General features: G+C 66.3%; 20 protein-coding genes and 1 other RNA gene. 16 read left to right on the forward strand and 5 right to left on the reverse strand.

The window, feature by feature from the left end:
* Positions 1-36: 36 nt before the first annotated feature.
* Positions 37-1,359: a solute carrier family 23 protein gene (locus tag O4H32_RS05490; RefSeq protein WP_269357428.1), complete on the reverse strand. Its 1,323-nt coding sequence runs from the start codon at positions 1,357-1,359 to the stop codon at positions 37-39.
* Positions 1,360-1,507: 148 nt separating this feature from the next.
* On the opposite strand from O4H32_RS05490, the gene ffs reads away from it, so the two are divergent.
* The 7 genes from ffs (at position 1,508) to O4H32_RS05525 (ending at position 7,485) form a co-directional block, all read left to right on the forward strand.
* Positions 1,508-1,605, forward strand: an RNA gene (gene ffs, locus O4H32_RS05495) — signal recognition particle sRNA small type.
* Between the two features lie 24 nt (positions 1,606-1,629).
* On the forward strand, positions 1,630-3,669 hold the full coding sequence (gene dnaX / locus O4H32_RS05500; protein WP_269357430.1) for a DNA polymerase III subunit gamma/tau: 2,040 nt from the start codon (positions 1,630-1,632) through the stop codon (positions 3,667-3,669).
* A gap of 40 nt (positions 3,670-3,709) precedes the next feature.
* Positions 3,710-4,036 (forward strand): YbaB/EbfC family nucleoid-associated protein, encoded by a 327-nt coding sequence (locus tag O4H32_RS05505; RefSeq protein WP_269357432.1) that lies wholly within the window; start codon positions 3,710-3,712, stop codon positions 4,034-4,036.
* Between the two features lie 14 nt (positions 4,037-4,050).
* The gene (gene recR / locus O4H32_RS05510; RefSeq protein WP_269357434.1) at positions 4,051-4,659 is read left to right on the forward strand and encodes a recombination mediator RecR; all 609 of its coding nucleotides are present in this window, start codon (positions 4,051-4,053) and stop codon (positions 4,657-4,659) included.
* A 97-nt stretch (positions 4,660-4,756) separates the two neighbouring features.
* Positions 4,757-5,809, forward strand: coding sequence for an ABC transporter substrate-binding protein (locus O4H32_RS05515; RefSeq protein ID WP_269357436.1), 1,053 nt, complete (start codon positions 4,757-4,759; stop codon positions 5,807-5,809).
* Complete coding sequence (locus tag O4H32_RS05520) at positions 5,802-6,638, forward strand: ABC transporter ATP-binding protein (protein WP_269357438.1); 837 nt, start codon at positions 5,802-5,804, stop codon at positions 6,636-6,638. The genes O4H32_RS05515 and O4H32_RS05520 overlap by 8 nt, the downstream gene beginning before the upstream one ends.
* A 58-nt stretch (positions 6,639-6,696) precedes the next feature.
* Positions 6,697-7,485, forward strand: a complete 789-nt coding sequence (locus tag O4H32_RS05525) for an ABC transporter permease (protein ID WP_269357440.1) — start codon at positions 6,697-6,699, stop codon at positions 7,483-7,485.
* An 18-nt stretch (positions 7,486-7,503) separates the two neighbouring features.
* Here the strand turns inward: O4H32_RS05525 and tal are convergent, their stop codons facing one another.
* Complete coding sequence (gene tal, locus O4H32_RS05530; RefSeq protein WP_269357442.1) at positions 7,504-8,448, reverse strand: transaldolase; 945 nt, start codon at positions 8,446-8,448, stop codon at positions 7,504-7,506.
* Between the two features lie 181 nt (positions 8,449-8,629).
* On the opposite strand from tal, the gene carA reads away from it, so the two are divergent.
* Both carA and carB read left to right on the forward strand, forming a co-directional pair.
* Positions 8,630-9,805, forward strand: a complete 1,176-nt coding sequence (carA, locus tag O4H32_RS05535) for a glutamine-hydrolyzing carbamoyl-phosphate synthase small subunit (RefSeq protein ID WP_407932617.1) — start codon at positions 8,630-8,632, stop codon at positions 9,803-9,805.
* 16 nt (positions 9,806-9,821) lie between these two features.
* Positions 9,822-13,052 carry a carbamoyl-phosphate synthase large subunit gene (gene carB / locus O4H32_RS05540; RefSeq protein ID WP_269357446.1) on the forward strand — a complete coding sequence of 1,077 codons (3,231 nt, stop codon included), beginning with the start codon at positions 9,822-9,824 and terminating at the stop codon, positions 13,050-13,052.
* 45 nt (positions 13,053-13,097) lie between these two features.
* Here the strand turns inward: carB and O4H32_RS05545 are convergent, their stop codons facing one another.
* Positions 13,098-14,519, reverse strand: a complete 1,422-nt coding sequence (locus tag O4H32_RS05545) for a hypothetical protein (protein ID WP_269357447.1) — start codon at positions 14,517-14,519, stop codon at positions 13,098-13,100.
* Between the two features lie 375 nt (positions 14,520-14,894).
* Between O4H32_RS05545 and O4H32_RS05550 the strand changes: the two genes are divergently transcribed.
* From O4H32_RS05550 to O4H32_RS05560, 3 genes are all read left to right on the forward strand, one after another.
* A complete protein-coding gene (locus O4H32_RS05550) occupies positions 14,895-15,302 on the forward strand; it encodes a hypothetical protein (RefSeq protein WP_269357449.1) in 408 nt (135 codons plus the stop codon).
* A gap of 536 nt (positions 15,303-15,838) precedes the next feature.
* Positions 15,839-16,252, forward strand: coding sequence for a hypothetical protein (locus tag O4H32_RS05555; RefSeq protein ID WP_269357451.1), 414 nt, complete (start codon positions 15,839-15,841; stop codon positions 16,250-16,252).
* Positions 16,236-17,063, forward strand: coding sequence for an SDR family oxidoreductase (locus O4H32_RS05560; RefSeq protein WP_269357453.1), 828 nt, complete (start codon positions 16,236-16,238; stop codon positions 17,061-17,063). The genes O4H32_RS05555 and O4H32_RS05560 overlap by 17 nt, the downstream gene beginning before the upstream one ends.
* An 84-nt stretch (positions 17,064-17,147) precedes the next feature.
* Here the strand turns inward: O4H32_RS05560 and O4H32_RS05565 are convergent, their stop codons facing one another.
* Both O4H32_RS05565 and O4H32_RS05570 read right to left on the reverse strand, forming a co-directional pair.
* A complete protein-coding gene (locus tag O4H32_RS05565) occupies positions 17,148-17,543 on the reverse strand; it encodes a DoxX family protein (protein ID WP_269357454.1) in 396 nt (131 codons plus the stop codon).
* Between the two features lie 71 nt (positions 17,544-17,614).
* On the reverse strand, positions 17,615-18,316 hold the full coding sequence (locus tag O4H32_RS05570; protein ID WP_269357455.1) for a pirin family protein: 702 nt from the start codon (positions 18,314-18,316) through the stop codon (positions 17,615-17,617).
* 111 nt (positions 18,317-18,427) lie between these two features.
* On the opposite strand from O4H32_RS05570, the gene O4H32_RS05575 reads away from it, so the two are divergent.
* The 4 genes from O4H32_RS05575 to O4H32_RS05590 all read left to right on the forward strand — a co-directional run bounded on the left by O4H32_RS05575 (position 18,428) and on the right by O4H32_RS05590 (position 20,835).
* Entirely contained in the window at positions 18,428-19,357 is a 930-nt protein-coding gene (locus tag O4H32_RS05575) for a LysR family transcriptional regulator (protein WP_269357457.1), read from the forward strand.
* 161 nt (positions 19,358-19,518) lie between these two features.
* Positions 19,519-19,932: a type III secretion system chaperone gene (locus O4H32_RS05580; RefSeq protein WP_269357459.1), complete on the forward strand. Its 414-nt coding sequence runs from the start codon at positions 19,519-19,521 to the stop codon at positions 19,930-19,932.
* 16 nt (positions 19,933-19,948) lie between these two features.
* Complete coding sequence (locus O4H32_RS05585; protein WP_269357461.1) at positions 19,949-20,362, forward strand: CesT family type III secretion system chaperone; 414 nt, start codon at positions 19,949-19,951, stop codon at positions 20,360-20,362.
* Positions 20,363-20,409: 47 nt separating this feature from the next.
* Positions 20,410-20,835, forward strand: coding sequence for a CesT family type III secretion system chaperone (locus O4H32_RS05590; protein WP_269357462.1), 426 nt, complete (start codon positions 20,410-20,412; stop codon positions 20,833-20,835).
* The last annotated feature ends 6 nt before the right edge of the window (positions 20,836-20,841 follow it).

Here is a 20,841-nt window from a genome sequence, read left to right on the forward strand (position 1 = left end):
CGGGGTCCGGCGCGCCGGACCCCGGGCGCGGGAAGATCACGCCTGCGCCCGGCGCCGGCCGCGCAGCAGCGCATGCAGCAGGATGGCGCCGAACGTCGCGGTGCCGATGCCGTCGAGCTTGAAGCTGCCGATGGCAATGGAAAAATTGCCCGCACCCAGGATCAGCGTCACGGCGGCGACGATCAGATTGCGGTTGTCGCTGAAGTCGACCTGGTTGGCCACCCAGATACGTGCGCCGGCAATGGCGATCAGTCCGAACACCACGACCGACATGCCGCCCAGCACAGGCGCGGGGATGGCCTGGATAACCGCGCCGAACTTGGGCGAGAAGCCCAGCACCAGGGCGACCAGGGCGGCCACCACGAACACCAGCGTGGAATAGATTTTCGTCGCGGTCATCACGCCGATGTTTTCCGCATAAGTGGTCACGCCGGTGCCGCCCAGCGCCCCGGACACCATCGTCGCCACCCCGTCGCCCATGAAGGCGCGGCCCAGGTAGCGATCCAGGTTCCGTCCCGTCATGGCGCCGACCGCCTTGATGTGGCCCAGATTCTCGGCAACCAGAATGACGGCCACCGGCGCGATCACGCTGATGGCGTGGGCCTCGAAGACCGGCGCCGTCAATGTGGGCAACCCCAGCCAGGGCGCGGCGGCGATGGTGGAAAAATCGATCGGTTTGCCCAGCCCCAGGCCGTTGGCCAGGATCACATAGCACACGCAGGCGGCGAGCAGGCCCACCAGGATCAGCAATCGCTGCACCAGCCCGCGCGTATAGACAGCCACGCCACCGACGCACAAGACCGTCATGAGGGCCATGGAGGACTCGAACAACGAACCGCCCATCGCGCCCTTGGCCGCGATCGGCGCCAGGTTCAGCCCGATCACGGCCACGACGGCGCCGGTGACCACGGGCGGCATCCAATGGTCGATCCAGTCGGCGCCTCCGCCCTGCCGGGCATTGAGCACCATGGTCAACAGGCCGATGCCGGTATAGATCAGGCCGCAGACGACGATGGCGCCCAGCGCCACCCCCATGTTCGGGTTCGGCCCGCTGCCCGAATAGCCGCTGACCGCGATCACGCCGCCGATGAAGGCGAAACTCGAACCCAGGTAACTGGGCACCCGGCCGCCGACGAACAGGAAAAAGATCAGGGTGCCCACCCCCGACATGAGGATGGCCGTGTTGGGATCGAAGCCCATGATGAGCGGCGCCAGAATGGTCGAGCCGAACATGGCCACCACGTGCTGGGCGCCCATGGCCACGGTCTGCGGCCACGCCATGGTTTCGTCGGGCTGGACGACGGCGCCATCGGCGGTGCCGGAAACACGGCGCCACTGCGGAAAATAGGAAGTTTTCATGAAGGGAGCACGGCCGTGGGGACCGCCCTGAAGAGGATGGTGGAAGAGTGAAATTTCGTCGCAAGTGTAAGGCGGCCTCTTGCGCGCCGGCAAGACCGGCCGGTCGGGGCGGCGCGACAGGCGGCCGACACACTGTTAAAATTGAAAAGGCGGGCCCCTTCGCATGGTTCGGCGGTGAACCTGGTCAGGTCGGGAACGAAGCAGCCACAGCCGCGCGGAACCAGTGCCGAAGTCAGGCTCGCCTTTCCTTTTCCCCCTCCAGGGCGGCCTATGAGCTATCTCGTCTTGGCGCGCAAATGGCGCCCCCGTTCATTCGATACGCTGATTGGCCAGGATCACGTGGTGCGTGCCCTGACCCATGCGCTGTCGTCCGGTCGGCTGCACCACGCCTGGCTGTTCACCGGCACGCGCGGCGTGGGCAAGACCACCCTGTCACGCATCCTCGCCAAATCCCTGAATTGCGCCCAGGGCGTCACCGCCACCCCGTGCGGCCATTGCCAGGCCTGCACGGAAATCGACGCGGGCCGCTATGTGGATTACATCGAACTCGACGCCGCCTCCAACCGGGGCGTCGACGAAATGACCCAGTTGCTGGAACAGGCGGTCTACGCGCCGTCGTCCGGCCGCTTCAAGGTCTACATGATCGACGAAGTCCACATGCTGACCGGGCATGCGTTCAACGCCATGCTGAAGACGCTGGAAGAGCCGCCCGAACACGTCAAATTCATTCTCGCGACCACCGATCCGCAGAAAATCCCGGTCACGGTGCTGTCGCGCTGCCTGCAATTCAATCTGAAACAGATGACGGTGCCCGCCATCGTCGACCACCTCCGGGACATCCTGGCACAGGAATCCGTGCCGGCGGATCCCCAGGGGCTGCGACTGATCGCCCAGGCGGCGGCGGGGTCGATGCGCGACGCCCTGTCCCTGACGGATCAGGCCATCTCTTTTTCGGCGGGCGACCTGACCGCCGCCGCCGTCGGCGAAATGCTCGGCACCCTGGACCAGCGCCACCTGCTCGACCTGCTGCGCGCCCTGGCGGCCGCGGACACGCCCGGCATCCTGGCCGTGGCCGACGACCTGGCCGTGCGCGGCCTGTCGTTCCAGTCGGCGCTGGGGGATCTGGCCCTGCTGCTTTCACGGGTGGCCATCGCCCAACGCCTGGGCCACGCCCAGGCCGACGACCCCCAGGCGGAGGACATCACCGCCCTGGCGGGCGCCCTGACACCGGACGACGTGCAGCTGTTCTACGCCGTGGCCGTCCACAGCCGCCAGGAACTCGCCCTGGCGCCCGACGAACAGGCGGGCTTCGTCATGGCCTGCCTGCGCATGCTGGCCCTGTTGCCGGAAGGCCGCGTACCACCCGTATCCATGGGGTCGCCGCCCATCGCACGGCCGTCCGACGCCTCCGCCGTGGCGGCGGCGCCCACGGCCGTCGAGACCGCGGCGACTGTCACTGCGGCACCGCCCCCGGCGGTCGCGTCCGCGTCACGGCCCCCGGCCGAGGCAGCCGCTCCGCACGCCGAGCCGCCCGCCTGGGAATCCACGCCCGACGACCCGCCGGCGACGGGAGCGGCCGCGCCCGAAACGGTCCGGCCCGCCGAGGCGCCCGCGCTTTCGGCCGCCGAACCTCCGCACCGGCAGACCGTCCCTCCCCGCCCCCCCGCCCCGACGCCCGATCCCGATCCCGCGCCCGCGCCCGACCGCGACCCGATCCCGGACCCCGATCCGGCGCCGCCCGCCCCCCCCGACGAAGCCGCGGCCGCGTCGGACGACTGGACGGATGCCGTGCCCGCCGATCTGGCCGGCGCCTTCGACGTCGCCGCGTCCCTGGATGACCTGGGGATGGATCCCGACGCGGCCGGAGCGATCGCCGGTCTGGCCGCCGAGCCGCCCGCGGCCCGGCCCGCCCCCCCCGATCCCGGCCGGATGACGGCCCAGGCCTGGCCGGCGGTGGCGGCCGGCCTGCCGGTCGGCGGCGCCGCCCGGGCACTGGCGATGAACAGCGAATGGCTGTCGGGGGACGATCACCAGATCCGCCTGCGGGTGGCCATCCACACCTATGCGGACGGCGGCGGCCACGACCGGCTGCGCACGGTCCTGTCCGAATATTTCGGCCGTGTCGTACGACTGGAGGTCGAATACGGCGCGACAGGCGACGACACGGCCCATGCCATCGACCAGGCCGAGCGCGGCCGGCGCCAGCAGGCCGCCGAGCAGGCCGCCGAACAGGACGAACTGGTCCGCACGCTGGCGCAGCGCTTCGCCGCCCGCGTCGTCCCGGGCTCGGTCCGCCCGCCTGCGTTATAGTCCCAGCTTTTGCTTGAATCCACCGAACCAGGACACCGCCATGATGAAAGGTCAGATCGCCGGGCTGATGCGCCAGGCCCAGCAAATGCAGGAAAACATGAAAAAGGCCCAGGACGCCCTGGCCGACCTGACGGTCGAGGGCGCGGCGGGCGGCGGCCTGGTCAAGGTCACCATGAGCTGCAAGTACGACGTCAAGCGCGTCGCCATCGATCCGTCGCTGTTCGACGATGACCGCGACATGATCGAGGATCTGGTCGCGGCGGCCTTCAACGACGCCCAGCGCAAGGCCGAGGCCACCGCCCAGGAAAAGATGTCCGCCGTGACGTCCGGCCTGTCCCTGCCGCCCGGCATGAAACTGCCGTTCTGACGGAATCAGGCCCGATGGCCACCGGACTGCCCGAACCGGAACCTCTGCGTATCCTGATCGATGCCTTGCGGGGGCTGCCGGGCGTAGGTGTACGCACCGCCAGGCGCATGGCCTATCATCTGCTGCAACACGACCCGGATGGCGCGTTGCGCCTGGGCGATGCGCTGCGCGACGCGGTCGGCGGCCTGTGCCATTGTGAACGCTGCAACTCCTTTTCCCAGACACCGGTGTGCGCCACCTGCGAGAACCCGGACCGGGATCCGTCCGTGCTGTGCGTCGTCGAGACGCCCGCCGACCAGAACATGATCGAGGCCAGCCACGGGTACCAGGGCCTTTACTACGTGCTGATGGGCCGGCTGGCGCCCCTGGAGGGCGTGGGGCCGGACCAGGTCCGGTTCGCCCCGCTGCGGGACCGGGTCCGGGACGGCAGGGTCGTGGAAGTCATTCTGGCCACCAATTTCACCGCCGAGGGCGAGACCACGGCCTATTATCTGGCCGAGATGCTGCATGAATGCGGCGTCAAGGTCACCCGTCTGGCGCGCGGCGTGCCCAGCGGAAGCGAACTGGAATACGTCGATGCCGGCACGATCGCCTGGGCCCTGATGGAACGCCGCCCCGGCTGACCGCCCCCCCTGCCCGGGAGCCCCGTAGGCCCGGATGCTCCGCTGCGTTATCATCGGACCTTGAAAAGCAGCATCACCCACAGGGAGACAAGCCATCATGCCGATTTCACGCCGTGAACTGCTCAAGACCGCCGGCGCCACGGGACTGCTGGGCGCTGTGCCCGGACTGTCCTTCGCGCAGGACGCGGCCAGCATGCCCGAAAAAAAGGCCCTGACCATCGCCGTCGGCGGCCAGCCGCTGATCTACTATCTGCCGTTGTCGGTCGCGCACCTGAAGGGTTATTTCAAGGACGAGGGCCTGGACGTCACCATCGCCGATTTCGCGGGCGGATCGAAGGCCCTGCAGGCCGTGGTGGGCGGCAGCGCCGACGTGGTGTCCGGCGCATTCGAGCACACCATCAACCTGCAGTCCAAGGGCCAGTACTATCGCTGCTTCGTCCTGCAGGGGCGGGCGCCCATGATCGTGCTGGGCGTCTCGAAAAAGACCATGGCCGATTACAAGACCCCCGCCGACCTGAAGGGCAAAAAAGTCGGCGTCACGGCGCCGGGATCATCGACCAACATGATGGTCAGTTTCTTCCTGGCGCAGCACGGACTCAAGCCCACCGACGTGTCCTTCATCGGCGTGGGCGCGGGCGCCGGGGCGGTCACGGCCCTGCGTTCCGGCCAGATCGACGCCATCGCCAACCTGGACCCGGTGATCAGCACCCTGGTCAAGGAAGACGCCCTTCATCTGATCGCGGACACCCGCACACTGCAAGACGCGCAGAAGATCTTCGGCGGCAACATGCCGTCGGGCTGCCTGTACACCGCCCAGGCCTTCATCGACGCGAATCCCAACACCACCCAGGCACTGGCCAACGCCATGGTCCGGGCCGACAAATGGATCCGGGCCTCGTCCGTCGACGACATCGCCAAGCTGGTGCCGCAATCCTATCTGCTGGGCGATCCGGACCTGTACAAGCTGGCGCTCAAGGGCAACCGCGAAGGATTGTCGCCCGATGGGCTGGTGCCCGAAGACGGCCCGCAGACGGCGCTCAATGCGCTGGCCGGGTTCGTGCCGAACTTCGACCGCACGGCCATCGACATTTCCCGCATCTGGACCAACCAGTTCGCCGCCAAGGCCAACCAGAAATATCCCCATGCCTGAGCGCGAGCGCCGATCCGGGGCCGGGGCGGACCATCCCGCCCTGCTGCTGGATCAGGTCACCTGCACCTTCAACTCGCCCGACGGCTCGCCCTACACGGCCATGCGCGGCGCCACCCTGGAGGTGGCGCCCGGCGAATTCGTCTCGGTCGTGGGCCCCACGGGCTGCGGCAAGTCCACCCTGTTGAACATGGCGGCGGGGCTGCTGCGCCCCACGTCCGGTCAGGTCCGGGTGTTCGGCCAGCCGCTGCATGGCGTCAACGCGCGGGCGGGCTACATGTTCCAGGGCGAGGCGCTGATGCCCTGGCGCAACGCCCAGGCCAACGTCGCCGCCGGGCTGGAATTCGCCGGAACGCCCGCCGCCGAGACCGCCGAACGCAGCCGCAAGTGGCTGCGCCGGGTCGGGCTGGGCGGTTTCGAGAACCGCTACCCGCACCAGATGTCGGGCGGCATGCGCAAGCGCGTCATGCTGGCCCAGACCCTGATCCGCGATCCCGACATCATCCTGATGGACGAGCCGTTCTCGGCCCTGGACATCCAGACCCGTCAGTTGATGGAAAACGAGGTGCTGGACCTGTGGATGGACCGGCGCAAGGCCGTGCTGTTCATCACCCACGATCTGGACGAGGCCATCGCCATGAGCGACCGCGTGGTGGTGCTGTCGGCGGGGCCGGAAACCCGCCCGATCGGGGAGTTCGTCATCGACATTCCCCGGCCGCGCGACGTGGCCGAAGTGCGCATGCAGCCCCGCTTCGTCGAACTGCACCAGGCCATCTGGGCGGTGCTGCGCGACGAAGTGCTGAAGGGCTACGAACGGCAGCGCCGCGCCTGATGGCCGTCCTCCGCCCCCCATCCTCCGATCCGAGCCACTCACCGGAGCACCCGCGACGATGAAATCCGATCTGACCAAACCCGTGCTGCGCGGCCTGCAACTGGCGTTGCTGGCCGCCATCCTGCTGGTCTGGCACTGGGCCTCGCTGAACCGCAACGTGGCGTTCTTCTTCGGCCGGCCTCTGGAAGTCGCCCAGGTCGTCTGGGCCTGGTTCGTCACCGACGCCGGGATCTACCGCCACCTGTGGATCACCCTGTCAGAAACCGTGCTGGCCTTCGTCATCGGGACGATTGGCGGGCTGGGCTTCGGCCTTTGGCTGGGCCTGTCGCGCGGCGCCAGCGCCCTGCTCGAGCCCTACGTCACGGCGGCCAACTCCATGCCCCGTGTCATCCTGGCCCCGATTTTCGGCATGTGGTTCGGCCTGGGCATCTGGTCCAAGGTCGCCCTGGCCGTGACGCTCGTGTTTTTCATCGTCTTCTTCAACGTCTACCGGGGAGTGCGCGAGGTCAGCCCGACCCTGCTGGACAATGCCCGCATGCTGGGGGCCGGACGCCGGCAGCTGCTGCGTCACGTCTATATCCCCTCGGCCACCAGCTGGGTATTTTCCAGCCTGCATACGTCCGTGGGGCTGGCCTTCGTCGGTGCGGTGGTGGGCGAATACCTGGGTTCCGCGGCCGGGGTCGGCTACCTGATCCTGCAGGCCGAAGGCACGCTGGACGTGAACACCGTGTTCGCCGGCATCGTCGTGCTGACCGTGTTCGCGCTGTTGCTGGACGGGGTCGTGTCGCTGGTGGAGCGCCGCCTGCTGGTCTGGCAGCCCGGTCCCGGGGAATCAGGCAAGACCTGAAATCCGTCCTGCACGGGGTCATTCCAACAGCGCGTCGAGTTTGATCGCATCGGCCGTGAAAATGCGGATGCCCTCGGCCAGCTTTTCCGTCGCCATGGCATCCTCGTTCAGATGCGTGCGGAAGACGACCTCGTTGCTGGCGACCCATTCCGGCGCGTCCGCCTTGGCGGCGGCGACGGACAGCCGGGGTTCCAGGGGCGCATCCGAAGCCGCCAGTTCGCCCAGCAGCGCGGGGCTGATCGTCAACAGATCGCAGCCCGCCAATGCGCGGATCTGGCCGACGTTGCGGAAGCTGGCCCCCATCACCTGGGTGGGGATGTCATAAGCCTTGAAATAGCGATAGATGCGCGCCACGGACCGCACGCCCGGGTCGTCGGACCCGGCGTTCGCCGTCTCGTCCCAATCGGCGCCCGCCGCTTTTTTGTACCAGTCGTAGATACGGCCCACGAAGGGCGAAATGAGCGTCACTTTAGCCTGGGCGCAGGCGATGGCCTGGGTCAGGGAGAACAGCAGCGTCAAGTTGCAGTGGATGCCTTCCGCTTCGAGGATACGGGCGGCCTGGATGCCCTCCCAGGTCGAGGCCAGCTTGATCAGGACGCGCTCGCGCGGAATGCCATCCGCTTCGTACAGGGCGATGATCTGCCGGGCGCGCTCGATGCTGGCCTGGGTGTCGAAGGACAGGCGGGCATCGACTTCGGTCGACACGCGGCCGGGCACGATGGCCAGGATTTCGCGACCGAAGGCCACCAGCAGGCGATCGACCTGCTCGGCCAGCGGGGCGGCGGGGTGATCGCGCAGCACCCGGTCCAGCAGGGGCCGGTAGGCCGCCTGGCCCACGGCCTTGAGGATCAACGAGGGGTTCGTGGTGGCGTCGGTCGGCCGGTAGGCCCGCATGGTTTCGAAATCCCCGGTGTCGGCCACGACGGTCGTCAGCGTGCGCAGGGCGTCCAGTTGATTGCTCATGAGGGCGGTGATCCAGTGAATGCAGGGTTGCGAAAGCCTTACTGTAGACCATTTCCCGATGGGGGCGGGCGTCCGGCCGCCGCGACATCCGCGGCGCCCCGGATGCGGTCCCTGGGAGCCGCCCTGGTCCGGTTGTATAATAGGAAGGTTTGAATATCGACTTTATAACCGGGGTTCCATTTTGCTGCCGTCAATCTTTCCCGAGGGGTCCGCAGGACTCGCACCAGCAATTCTCGCCTTGGCTGACGGTACCGTATTCAGGGGCGTCTCGATCGGCGCCGACGGGACCAGCGTGGCCGAAATCGTCTTCAATACCTCCATGACCGGCTACCAGGAGATCCTCACCGATCCCAGCTACAGCGGCCAGATCGTCACCCTGACCTATCCCCACATCGGCAACACCGGCGTCAACCCCGAGGACGTCGAGTCCGGGCGGGTGCACGCCGCCGGCCTGGTGGTGCGCGACTGCCCGGCGCTGATGTCCAATTTCCGCGCCACCCAGTCGCTGCCCGACTACCTGAAGTCCCAGGGCATCGTGGCGATCTCGGGCGTGGACACCCGCAAGCTGACCCGGATCCTGCGCGAACGCGGCGCCCAGGGCGCCTGCATCCTGGTGGGCGAGGATGCCGACCGCGCCGTCGAACTGGCGCGCGGCTTCGGCGGCATGGAAGGCCAGGACCTGGCCCTGGAAGTCTCCACCAAGCAGCCCGGCGACTGGGTACAGGGCACCTGGCGGCTGGGACGCGGCTACAGCCGCCAGGACCAGGCGCAGTCGCAATACCACGTCGTCGCCTATGACTACGGCATCAAGTCCAACATCCTGCGACTGCTGGCCGACCGCGGCTGCCGCATCACCCTGGTGCCGGCGCTCACGCCGGTGGCCGACGTCCTGGCCCAGTCGCCCGACGGGGTCTTCCTGTCCAACGGCCCCGGCGACCCCGGGGCCTGCGATTATGCCGCCGAGACCTGCCGCGCCGTGCTGGATCGCGGCATCCCCCTGTTCGGCATCTGCCTGGGCCAGCAGGTCCTGGGCCTGACGCTGGGCGGGCGCACGGTCAAGATGAAGACCGGCCACCACGGCGCCAACCACCCGGTGCAGGACCTGGACACCGGCCGGGTGTTCATCACCAGCCAGAACCACGGCTTCACCGTGGACGGCGACAGCCTGCCGGCCAACGCCCGCATCACGCACGTGTCGCTGTTCGACGGCACGCTGCAGGGCTTCGAGCTGACCGACCGGCCGGCCTTCTGCTTCCAGGGCCACCCCGAAGCCAGTCCCGGCCCGCACGACATCCTGGTGCTGTTCGACAAATTCATCGACCTGATGGCGCAGCACAAAGCCCGGTCGTCCAAGTAAAAAGATCCCGCCTCCCATGCCCAAGCGTTCAGACATCCACAGCATCCTCATCATCGGGGCCGGCCCGATCATCATCGGCCAGGCCTGCGAATTCGACTATTCCGGCGCCCAGGCCTGCAAGGCCCTGAAGGCCGACGGGTTCCGCACCATCCTGGTCAACAGCAACCCGGCCACCATCATGACGGACCCGGAAACGGCCGACGTCACCTACATCGAGCCCATCACCTGGCAGGCCCTGGAAAAGATCATCGAGGTCGAAAAACCCGACGCCGTCCTGCCCACCATGGGCGGCCAGACCGCGCTGAACTGCGCGCTCGACCTGGACCGACACGGCGTGCTGGCCAAGCACGGCGTGGAACTGATCGGCGCCAACGCCCACGCCATCGAAAAGGCCGAAGACCGCCTCAAATTCAAGGACGCGATGACGTCCATCGGCCTGGAGTCGGCCAAGTCCGGCATCGCCCACAGCATGGACGAGGCCTGGGCCGTGCAGAAACGCATCGCGGCCGAACTGGGCACGTCCGGCTTCCCCGCGGTCATCCGCCCCAGCTTCACGCTGGGCGGCACGGGCGGCGGCATCGCCTACAACGCCGAGGAATTCGAGACCATCTGCCGCCGCGGCCTGGAAGCCTCCCCGACCAACGAGCTCCTGATCGAGGAGTCGCTGCTGGGCTGGAAGGAATTCGAGATGGAAGTCGTGCGCGACAGCGCCGACAACTGCATCATCGTGTGCGCCATCGAAAACCTGGACCCCATGGGCGTGCACACCGGCGATTCGATCACCGTCGCGCCCGCGCAGACGCTGACCGACAAGGAATACCAGATCATGCGCGACGCGTCGATCGCGGTGCTGCGCGAAATCGGCGTGGACACGGGCGGCTCGAACGTGCAGTTCGCGGTCAATCCGGCCAACGGCCGCATGATCGTCATCGAAATGAACCCGCGCGTGTCGCGCTCCTCCGCGCTGGCGTCCAAGGCCACGGGCTTCCCCATCGCAAAAGTCGCGGCCCGCCTGGCCGTGGGCTACACGCTGGACGAACTGCGCAACGAAATCACCGGCGGCGCCACGCCGGCCTCGTTCGAACCGACCATCGACTACGTAGTCACCAAGGTCCCGCGCTTCGCCTTCGAGAAATTCCCCCAGGCCGATTCCCGCCTGACGACCCAGATGAAGGCGGTGGGCGAGGTCATGGCCATCGGCCGCACCTTCCAGGAGTCCTTCCAGAAAGCCCTGCGCGGTCTGGAAGTCGGCGTCGACGGCTTGAACCAGAAGACCACCGACCGCGAGCGCCTGCAGATCGAACTCGGCGAGCCCGGCCCGGAACGCATCTGGTACGTGGGTGATGCCTTCGCCCAGGGCTTCTCCCTGGAGGAAGTCCACAACCTGACGAAGATCGACCCCTGGTTCCTGGCGCAGATCAAGGAAATCGTCGACATCGAGCTGGCGCTCGAACAGCGCACCCTGTCCGAACTGGACGACGGCACCATGCGTGAACTCAAGCGGCGCGGCTTCTCCGACCGCCGCCTGGCGTTCCTGCTGGACACCACCGAAGCCGAGGTCCGCAAGCTGCGCCACCAGATGAACGTGCGCCCGGTATACAAGCGCGTCGACACCTGCGCGGCCGAATTCGCCACCACCACGGCCTATATGTATTCGACCTACGAGGACGAGGACGAGGCCGCGCCGACCGACCGCAAAAAGATCATCGTCCTGGGCGGCGGCCCCAACCGGATCGGCCAGGGGATCGAGTTCGACTACTGCTGCGTGCACGCGGCCCTGGCCCTGCGCGAGGACGGCTTCGAGACCATCATGGTCAACTGCAATCCCGAAACCGTCTCCACCGACTACGACACCTCCGACCGCCTGTACTTCGAACCGCTGACGCTCGAGGATGTGCTGGAAATCGTCCACAAGGAAAACCCGGCCGGCGTCATCGTCCAGTACGGCGGCCAGACCCCGCTGAAACTGGCCCGCGCCCTGGAAGCCAACGGCGTGCCCATCATCGGCACCAGCCCCGACTCCATCGACGTGGCCGAGGACCGCGAACGCTTCCAGAAACTGCTGACCAAGCTGGGCCTGCGCCAGCCGGCCAACCGCACCGCCCGCACCGAAAGCGAGGCCCTGGCCCTGGCGGGCGAAATCGGGTATCCCCTGGTGGTGCGCCCCAGCTACGTGCTGGGCGGGCGCGCCATGGAAATCGTGCACGAGCCCCAGGATCTGGAGCGCTACATGCGCGAGGCCGTCAAGGTCAGCAATGATTCCCCGGTGCTGCTCGATCACTTCCTGAACAACGCCACCGAAGTCGACGTGGACTGCCTGGCCGACGGCGAACAGGTCATCATCGGCGGCGTGATGGAACACATCGAGCAGGCCGGTGTGCACTCGGGCGATTCCGCCTGCAGCCTGCCGCCCTACTCGCTGCCCCCGGAGATCGTGGCCGAGATCGAACGCCAGACGGCCCTGATGGCCCGCGCCCTGAACGTCAAGGGCCTGATGAACGTGCAGTTCGCCATCCAGGACGGCGACGTCTACGTGCTCGAAGTCAATCCCCGCGCCTCGCGCACCGTGCCCTACGTGTCCAAGGCCACCGGCCGGCAACTGGCCAAGATCGCCGCGCGCGTCATGGCCGGCCGTTCGCTGGCCGCCCAGGGAATCGCCTCGATCCCGGCGCCGACCCGCTATTGCGTCAAGGAGGCCGTGTTCCCCTTCGTCAAATTCCCCGGCGTGGACACCATTCTGGGACCCGAAATGAAGTCCACCGGCGAAGTCATGGGCGTGGGCGAGACCTTCGGCGAGGCGTTCGTCAAATCCCAGATCGCCGCGGGCGCCTGGCTGCCCGAATCCGGTCGCGTGTTCATCAGCGTGCGCGACCAGGACAAGCCTCGCGCCGTGGAAGTCGCCCGAGGCCTGGCCGCGATGGGCTTCCAGCTGATCGCCACGCGCGGCACGGCCGCCGTGATCGAGGCCGCCGGCCTGGCGGTCCAGGTCGTCAACAAGGTCACCGAAGGCCGCCCGAACATTCTCGACATGATCAAGAACGGCGAGATCGCCCTGGTCATCAACACGGTCGAGGAACGTCGCAACGCCATCGCCGATTCGCGCACGATCCGCACGCAATCACTGACCAACCGCGTGACGTTCTTCACCACCATCGCGGGTGCGCGCGCCGCCGTCGAGGGCTTGCAGTACCTGCGCCACGGTGACGGACTGAAGGTCTATTCGCTGCAGGCCATGCACGCGGCCTGAGCGGCCGATGCGCAGGCCCCGGGCCGGGCCTGCGCATCCCTTTCATCAGGCCATTTTATCGAGCGGGACGCTCAGTGGCGAAGACAGCGTGTCGATGGTGGAAACGGTCGATTCGCCACCGGTTTCCCATAACGGCCATTCGCAGCGAGCCGCCACCTCTGCATAATGAGTCTTGGCGATGGGCAAGGAGCCCAGGTGTTGGGTATTCAGATTGCGGATAAAGTCGTCGACCTCCGCTTCGTCCTTGAACAATGCCCCATCGCCGGTCGCTTCACCCTTGAGGTTCATGGCGGTGGCGCTCAACATCTGCCTGGCGCCGTTGGTGGCGTAAATGATCTGCGCGTCTTCCGCAGTGCCATGAACCTGGCTGATCAGTCCGGCCAGGCTGCCATAAGGCCCGTTTGACAGCATGTCCTGGAGCCGCGCACCGCGCAATTCGCCGTTGCTGCCCGGACGATTCGAAAACTCCAGGATCCGATCCTGTCCGGGATGGGCCGGATCGCGGAATGTGGCATGGAAGATGTTCTTCCCGGAGGTTTCCGGGTCAGGGATCGTGATGCCGACGAAATTCGCGTGACTGAATATGGGATCATCCAGCCGGTTCCTCATGGCCTCTTGCAGTTCCGGCCCGTCGACCATGTCTTGCACGGCATCCCGGATGGCCTGATGCGGGTCTTTTTCCGAGAGCGTCAGGTCCAACCCACGCAGGATCATGCTCTGATTCAAGATCAGCGCATCGGTGAGGTCTTCGCGATTAGTCAAGGGAATCGTGCTGATGTTCTGCGAGCCGATGCCAAACGAAGCCTGCAGGCCTGCCTGCGCATGGGAGACATCCAGGTTGCATGTGACCGAAGTGCCATATTCCTTCAGGATCGCGTTGCCGATGGTGGCCAGTTTCTCCAGGCGGGCACTGTTCTGACCAATGGCGCCCTGGGGGCCACTGTGCATGGCATTCATCTCGGTCAACTGCTCTTGCAGACGATCCAGCAGCGACTGAGGATCCGTCTGGGTCTGGCCATGCAAAGCCGCGCCAAGCTGCATGAGCATCTGGGCATCCCTGAATGCCTCCAGGGTATAGCCATTGCCGACCGGCAGATCCTGGCACTGAATGATCGTTTTTTCATCGATCCGCATGCTGTAGGACCAGGTCTGTGCGCTTTCATCCACGTCCACCTGCAGCGCGTAGCGGTCGCTGAAGGGCGCCTGGGTGGCGCCGCGCAACAGGGTGAAATGCTGCAGCAGGGATTCCTGCTTGGCCAGGTTGGCGGAATCCCCCAAGTCGATATTGGGCTGCTTGAGCAGGTCGAATGCCTCCTTGATCGCCGCTTTCTCGACCCCGCCCCGGAACCAGTCCTTGATCTTGTCGAAGAGCCCCATGCGCTGCTGGGCCTCCTCGGCGGTATTGGATTGCATGATTGCATCAATACGGGATTGATTGAGTGTCTGTCCGTTGAATGAGATCGCCATGCTTTACTCGCTCTTGAAAGAAGGTGGGTGTTTCTGAGCCGGCCGATGCCGAATAGTCTCAGCGACTTAGGATCTGTCGGCAACAATGCCTTCTAAATAAGTGCCAATCAGGCGGGTAAGGTTCCCTCGCCACCGTCTCCGTCTGTCCGATCGCCGGCCAGGTATCATGATGCGGTGCGCTCGCTGGCAAAACAGTGCCCGCTTGAAGTGGACGGCGCAAGGATGGTACCGTGCCGCTGCATGCCGGGAGTGCCGCATGACGAAAGGTGAAGGGTCGCTGTCACGCAGGTGATCGCTTTGGTTTCAACAAGCTGGATGAATTTTATGGATCTGGGTGACGTTTTTCAGACAGTGACGCTGACAGCCTGCAATCGCATGCTGCCAAATGGAACGCCGATGAAAGGCGCCCTGTGCGGCGGCCTCGCCATCGCCGGCCACGTGGCGGGCGACCTGGCGCAGCCGGCGCTCGTGCGGGCTGCGGGCAGCACGCTGGTCAACATCAGTCAGCGCGGCCAGGAGCTGGCCAAGGCGGATGACGCGGCTCCAGAGCCGGAAACGTCCGGAGAAGGCCTGTCCGACGTGCTGGTGGAGATTGGCAGCGGCTGGGTGGGCCAGGAGCTGGCCAAGGCGCCGTGCGGCATCGCGGCGGCCACCCTCCCGCCCCCGTTCTCGACGGCGGCCAGTCTGGCCTGCGAGGCGGTCGCCAGCTATACGGCGGGCAAAGTGCTGCCCGGCGTCGTCGCGGCCTATCTGGATCATTTCCATCCGCCGCTGCAGGCCTGACCATCCGTGCCGGCACCGTTCGCATGGAACCCCTGGCACGTACCGGTCACTTATTTGAAGATGTCGGGACGAAGCGCCGCTTCACTCGATCCAGGTGAATGCTTATGACAAGGGCAACGCAATGACCATCGATATTTCCGCAGGCCGCTTCGGCCCGGTTTCCTTGGCTACACAGGACGTGCAGAACGTCCGGCAGGCCACCGACCGGAACCACATCGGCAGCATCTTTTCCCGTGCCTAGGACAAGGTCGCGGACTGGTTCTGCAACACGAACCGGACGGAAGCCAAGAAATGCCTGTTCGACCTGTATTCCGAGACGACGCCGCATCATCAAAAAAAATCAATGCCCGGGTTTCTCCCTGAGTTTCAAAAAGCTGTCGGTGGATCGGGAGGCATTGGGCCGGGAACTGAATCGGGACGACTACTGGAACAATGGAGAAGTCAGCTCCGCCCGGAAGCAGGTTGAGAAGGATCTCTGTCGCTCCAGCTACTCCGTGTCGGGGAGCCCATTGCAGAAAGGAAGCCCGGACGAAAGAATGGGGCATTTCGACGAGGCATTGACCGCGCTCGGGGTCACTCCAAGCCAACGGACGGCCATCATGGAAGTCTGCAATCAATCGACGATAGCCGCGTTCCTGCAATCAGCAGATAACATCACGGCGCCGGGTGGGCAGCACGTGCTTTACGATGTGCGCACTGTCGAAGGAGAGCTGCGTGTCCAGGCCGTCTGCATCAAGGATATCGATATACCTTTGATCGCTGGCAAGATGGATGATCCAGAGCTTCGCCAAACGAAGATGGACATGATTATTGCGGAGGGGGATCACCCCCTCTACAAATCCCAGTACATAGAACTGGACCTGCGGATCGTGGACGGCGACCCGCGCGCCAAGATCGAAATCGTCGGGGCACAGCACCTGGCCAGCCGGGACAATGACACGATCCAGTAAGGCTGCGTGTCTTGCATGGGACGGGGCCTCTCGCCCCGCGTCCCGGCAACGCGTCTTCATCACGGGGGCCAGCAGCGGCATCGGCGCCGCCCTGGCGCGCCGCTACGCGGCGCGGGGCGACGAGCTGGGGCTGGTCGGCCGACGCCGCGACGCCTTGCAGGCATTGGTCGACGGCCTGCCGGGACAAGGCCACCGCGTCTACGCGCTGGACGTACGTGACCGCGCGGCGCTGCATGCCGCGGCGCAGGATTTTCTCGCCGGCGGACCGGTGGATCTGGTCATCGCCAGCGCCGGAATCAGCGCGGGCACCCTGACGGACGCCCCCGAGGACTACGCAGTCTTCGAAGCCATTCTCGACACCAACGTCCTGGCCATGGTGGCGACTTTCGAGCCCTTCATCGCGCCGATGCGCACGCGGGGGTCCGGCACCCTGGCGGGCATCGGCAGCGTCGCGGGCGTGCGCGGCCTGCCGGGCGCGGGCGCCTACAGCGCGTCGAAGGCCGCCGTGCGCGCCTATTGCGAAAGCCTGCGGGTCGAGCTGCATGGCACCGGGGTGCGCGTGGTGACCCTGGCGCCCGGCTTCATCGCCACGCCCATGACGGCGCGCAATCCTTACCGCATGCCTTTCCTGATGCCGGTCGAGCGGTTTGCCGAAAAGGCGCAGCGGGCCATCGACGCCGGCGTGTCCTATCGCGTCATCCCCTGGCCCATGGGCTGGGTGGCCCGGCTGCTGCGGCTGGTGCCCGACGCCCTGTACGATCGGGCCGCCTCCCGGCGCAAGCGCAAACCGCGGCAGGGCGAGCACGCCTGAATGCGGAACGCCGGGCGGCATGTGCCGGCCCGGCGAAGCAGTCCTGGAGACCTGCATCCAGCGACACAGGTCGGCCGTGTAGGCTCAGCGTGCCCGCCGCGCGTCCAGGCTCAGCGCCCCGCCACCGAAAGCCGCAAGTTGCAGCAGTCCACCGGCGATCGCCAGGTTCTTGAAGAAATGGATCGACTGGTTCATGTCGCCCAGCTGGCTGTGGAAGAACAGGGCGGCCACGATGCTGAACAGCGCCAGAACGGCGGCGCTGAGCCGCGTGCGCCAGCCCAGCACCAGCAGGATCGGCAGCACCAGTTCGACGAATACGGAAACGGCATACGCCAGGGTGGGCAATGGCATGCCGCTGGATGCGATATAGCCGATGGTGCCCGCCGGCGCGGCGATCTTGCCCGAAACGCCGACCAGGAACAGGACGGCGATCAGGATGCGGCCGATGAGAGAGAGGATGGCGAGATGGCGATTTTCCATGATGTTCAGTGAAAGTTGAAAAGATCGGTTGAAGAACAGGGGTTGGGAAGCGGAGAGGCCAGCGTCCGGGCTCAGGCCGAAGCGTCGACCAGGACCAGTTCGGCGTCCTCTAGGGCGGTGATGCGCAGTGCGGTCTCGTCGCGGATCGCCGCGCCATCGCGGGTATACAGCCTGACGCCGTTGACCTCGACCTGCCCCAGGGCGGGCACCAGGTAGCCCACACGCCCGCCGTCGAAACGATATTCCAGCGTCTCGCCGGCCTTGACCGTGGCGCCCAGCACACGCGCCCGGGCACGGATCGGCAGCGCCTCGTCATCGCCATCGAGGCCGCTGGCCAGGGTCACGAAACGCCCGGAACGGTCGCCCTTGGGAAAAGGCCGCGAGCCCCAACCGGGCGCCCCGCCCTTGTGGTCGGGGAAGATCCAGATCTGGAAGATCCGCGTGACGCCGGGCTCCAGGTTGTATTCCGAATGGACGATGCCGCTGCCCGCGCTCATCACCTGCACATCGCCCGCCTGGGTGCGGCCTTTGTTGCCCTGGTTGTCCTGATGGGTGATGGCGCCTTCGCGCACATAAGTGATGATTTCCATATCCGCGTGCGGGTGCGGTGGAAAACCCGTGCCCGGCTGGATCGTGTCGTCATTCCAGACGCGCAGCGCGCCCCAGTGGACCCGGGCGGGGTCGTGGTATTCGGCAAAGGAAAAATGATGGCGGGCATCGAGCCAGCCGTGTTGGGCGGCGCCGAGGCTGGCATAGGGGCGGTGTTCAATCATGACGATCTCCCGTGGGTTCCGGATAACGATGAGGCAGTGTAGGGTCTGCGGATCATGACGAGAAGATCAAGAATAGAATCTCATCATTTCTATTTTTGATACGATATGCGCATGAAGAAACTGCCTGACCTGGAAGCCTGGGCCCTGTTCGCCAAAGTGGCGGAAACGGGTTCGTTCGCGCGCGCGGCGGCGGCCTGCGAACTGTCGCAGGCCACGGTGTCCAAGGCCGTCACCCGCCTCGAAACCCGGATGAAGACCGTGCTGTTCCATCGCACCTCGCGCCGCCTGTCACTGACCGAAAGCGGCCGCGTGGCGCTGGAACGCGCCGCGCGCATCCTCGAAGAAGGCGAGGCGGTCGAGGCCGAAGTCGCGGAGCAGTCCAAGAGTCTGCGCGGCCTGGTCCGGGTATCCGCCCCGATGTCCTTCGGCATCGCGCGCCTGGCGCCTCTGCTGCCGGATTTCATGGCCGCCCACCCGGACGTCGAACTGGATGTGCGTTTCGACGACGCGCAGGCGGACCTGGTGGCCGAGCGCTTCGATCTGGCGCTGCGCATCGCCCGGCTGGCGGACTCCAGCCTGCTGGCCCGCCGCCTGTGCCGCGTCCGCGTCCTGCTGGTGGGGACCCCCGCCTATTTCGAACGCCATGGCAAGCCGCGCCACCCGCGCGACCTGGCGGGCCACCGGGCGCTGCAGTACGCCTACGCGCGCGGCGGTTCGACCTGGCATTTCCGCCACCCCGAGCACGGCGAGTTCTCCCAGGTCATGCCGACCCTGATGCGGACCAACAATGCCGACGCGCTGATGCCGGCGTTGCGGGCCGGTCTGGGGCTGGCACTGCAGCCGGAATTCCTCGTCTGGCCCGAGCTGCGGTCCGGCGCGCTGGAAACCGCCATGGAACCCTGGGAAACCGAACCGCTGGCGCTGCACGTCGTCACCCCGCCGGGACGCAACCGGCCTGCCCGCGTCCAGGCGCTGATCGAATACCTTGCCCAATCCTTCATCCGGGAGCCCTGGGCAATCGAGGCCGCAACCGGCCGTTGAGCGGGCCGCCGCGGCCGGGCTCTGCCCTCCCGGCACACCATCGTGACCGGAGCCGTGCGCCACCTTTTTCTTCTATTGGGAACCTGCCGCCCGTTTCCGGCACTCAGGTAAGAGCAGGCCGACGGGGCCTGACGGATCTGCCCTACACGATTGGAGGAAAGATGGCTCGAAACGAACACCATGCGGCCGAACTGGAGCGCTTCCTGGCGCTCGGCGTGGCTGAAGTGCCCAGGCTGCGGGAATTCATCATCGATGGTTGCCCCACGGGGTTGACCCGGATACGGACGACCGAAGGAGAAGACTGGATCATCGCCTGCGTCGACGTCGGCGTGGTGCCGACCGCGCACGCGGAAGCCCTTCACCGTCTGTTCCTGCAGGCCAACAATCTCTGGGCTGGAACCCGGGGCAATACGCTGGGCCTGTACGGCGACGACGATGCCGTCGTCCTGAGCCGGTCCGTCCGGGCGGCCGAGGTCTCACCGCAGGGACTCGAAAGGATCCTGCGCGCGCTGGTTGCCGATGCCCGCCGCTGGCTGGCGCATCTGGACCGTGAACTGTCGCCCGCCCTGGACTGAAAAGGAGGCCACGAAGATGTCTTCAGCAACGAAAACCTATGAGAATGCCCTGATGAATCTGGCCGCGCATATCGGCGTGGACGGCGCGGCATTGCTGCGCTCGGGCGAACTGACGATCGACGGCGTGCCGGTCGGCCTGATCCTGGAACCGGAGACGGAGACGGAGGCCGATCCCGTGATCCAGGTGTTCTGCCCGGTCGGGACGGTCCCGGAAGACGGCGCCGGCCACGTGCGCCGGGAATTGCTGCGCGCCAATGCGTTCGGCCTGGGCACCGAAGGCGCGACATTCGGCATGCAACAAAACACAGGCAAGGTGGTGCTGGCCCAACGACTGGGCGCCGAGGCCGGTGCGCAGGCACTGGCCAGAACGATGCGCCATCTTGCCGTCCTCGCACTGATCTGGCGGCAGCAACTGAACCTGCAAGCCTAGTACCGGCGTCTTTTCACCTCACTGAATGAATTGAATTGGAGAACCCTATGTCGAACTACACCGAACTGCTGGAACGCTACGCGCAATTCGTGGGCCTGTCCCCGGCCGACACGCTGCTGACGACCGAAGAGGTCGTCGTGGGCGATGTGACCATCGGACTGCTGAACGAGGGCGGAGACGCCGGAGAAGTCGTGTTCTTTGCCCGCCTGGGGCGGCCTGACGCCGCCGCCGGGCTCGAGGCGGTCTATCGCCTCATGCTGCAGGCCAATGCCCTGTGGAGCGGCACGGGCGGCAACACGATCGGTCTGCATGAGCCTTCCGGCGAAGTCTTGCTGTGCGGCCGGATTCCCCTGGCCCTGTGTTCGGCCCAGGCGCTGTCCGCCCTGCTGGATGCGTTTTCCGAAACCGCCCGGGTCTGGCGCGAAATCGTCCAGGGCCGTGCGCCGGCCATGCTGCCGCCCCTGGCGGCCTGAGTGAAC

The sequence above is a fragment of the Castellaniella denitrificans genome (assembly GCF_027214045.1).
Classification (GTDB): Bacteria; Pseudomonadota; Gammaproteobacteria; order Burkholderiales; family Burkholderiaceae_B; genus Castellaniella; species Castellaniella denitrificans_A.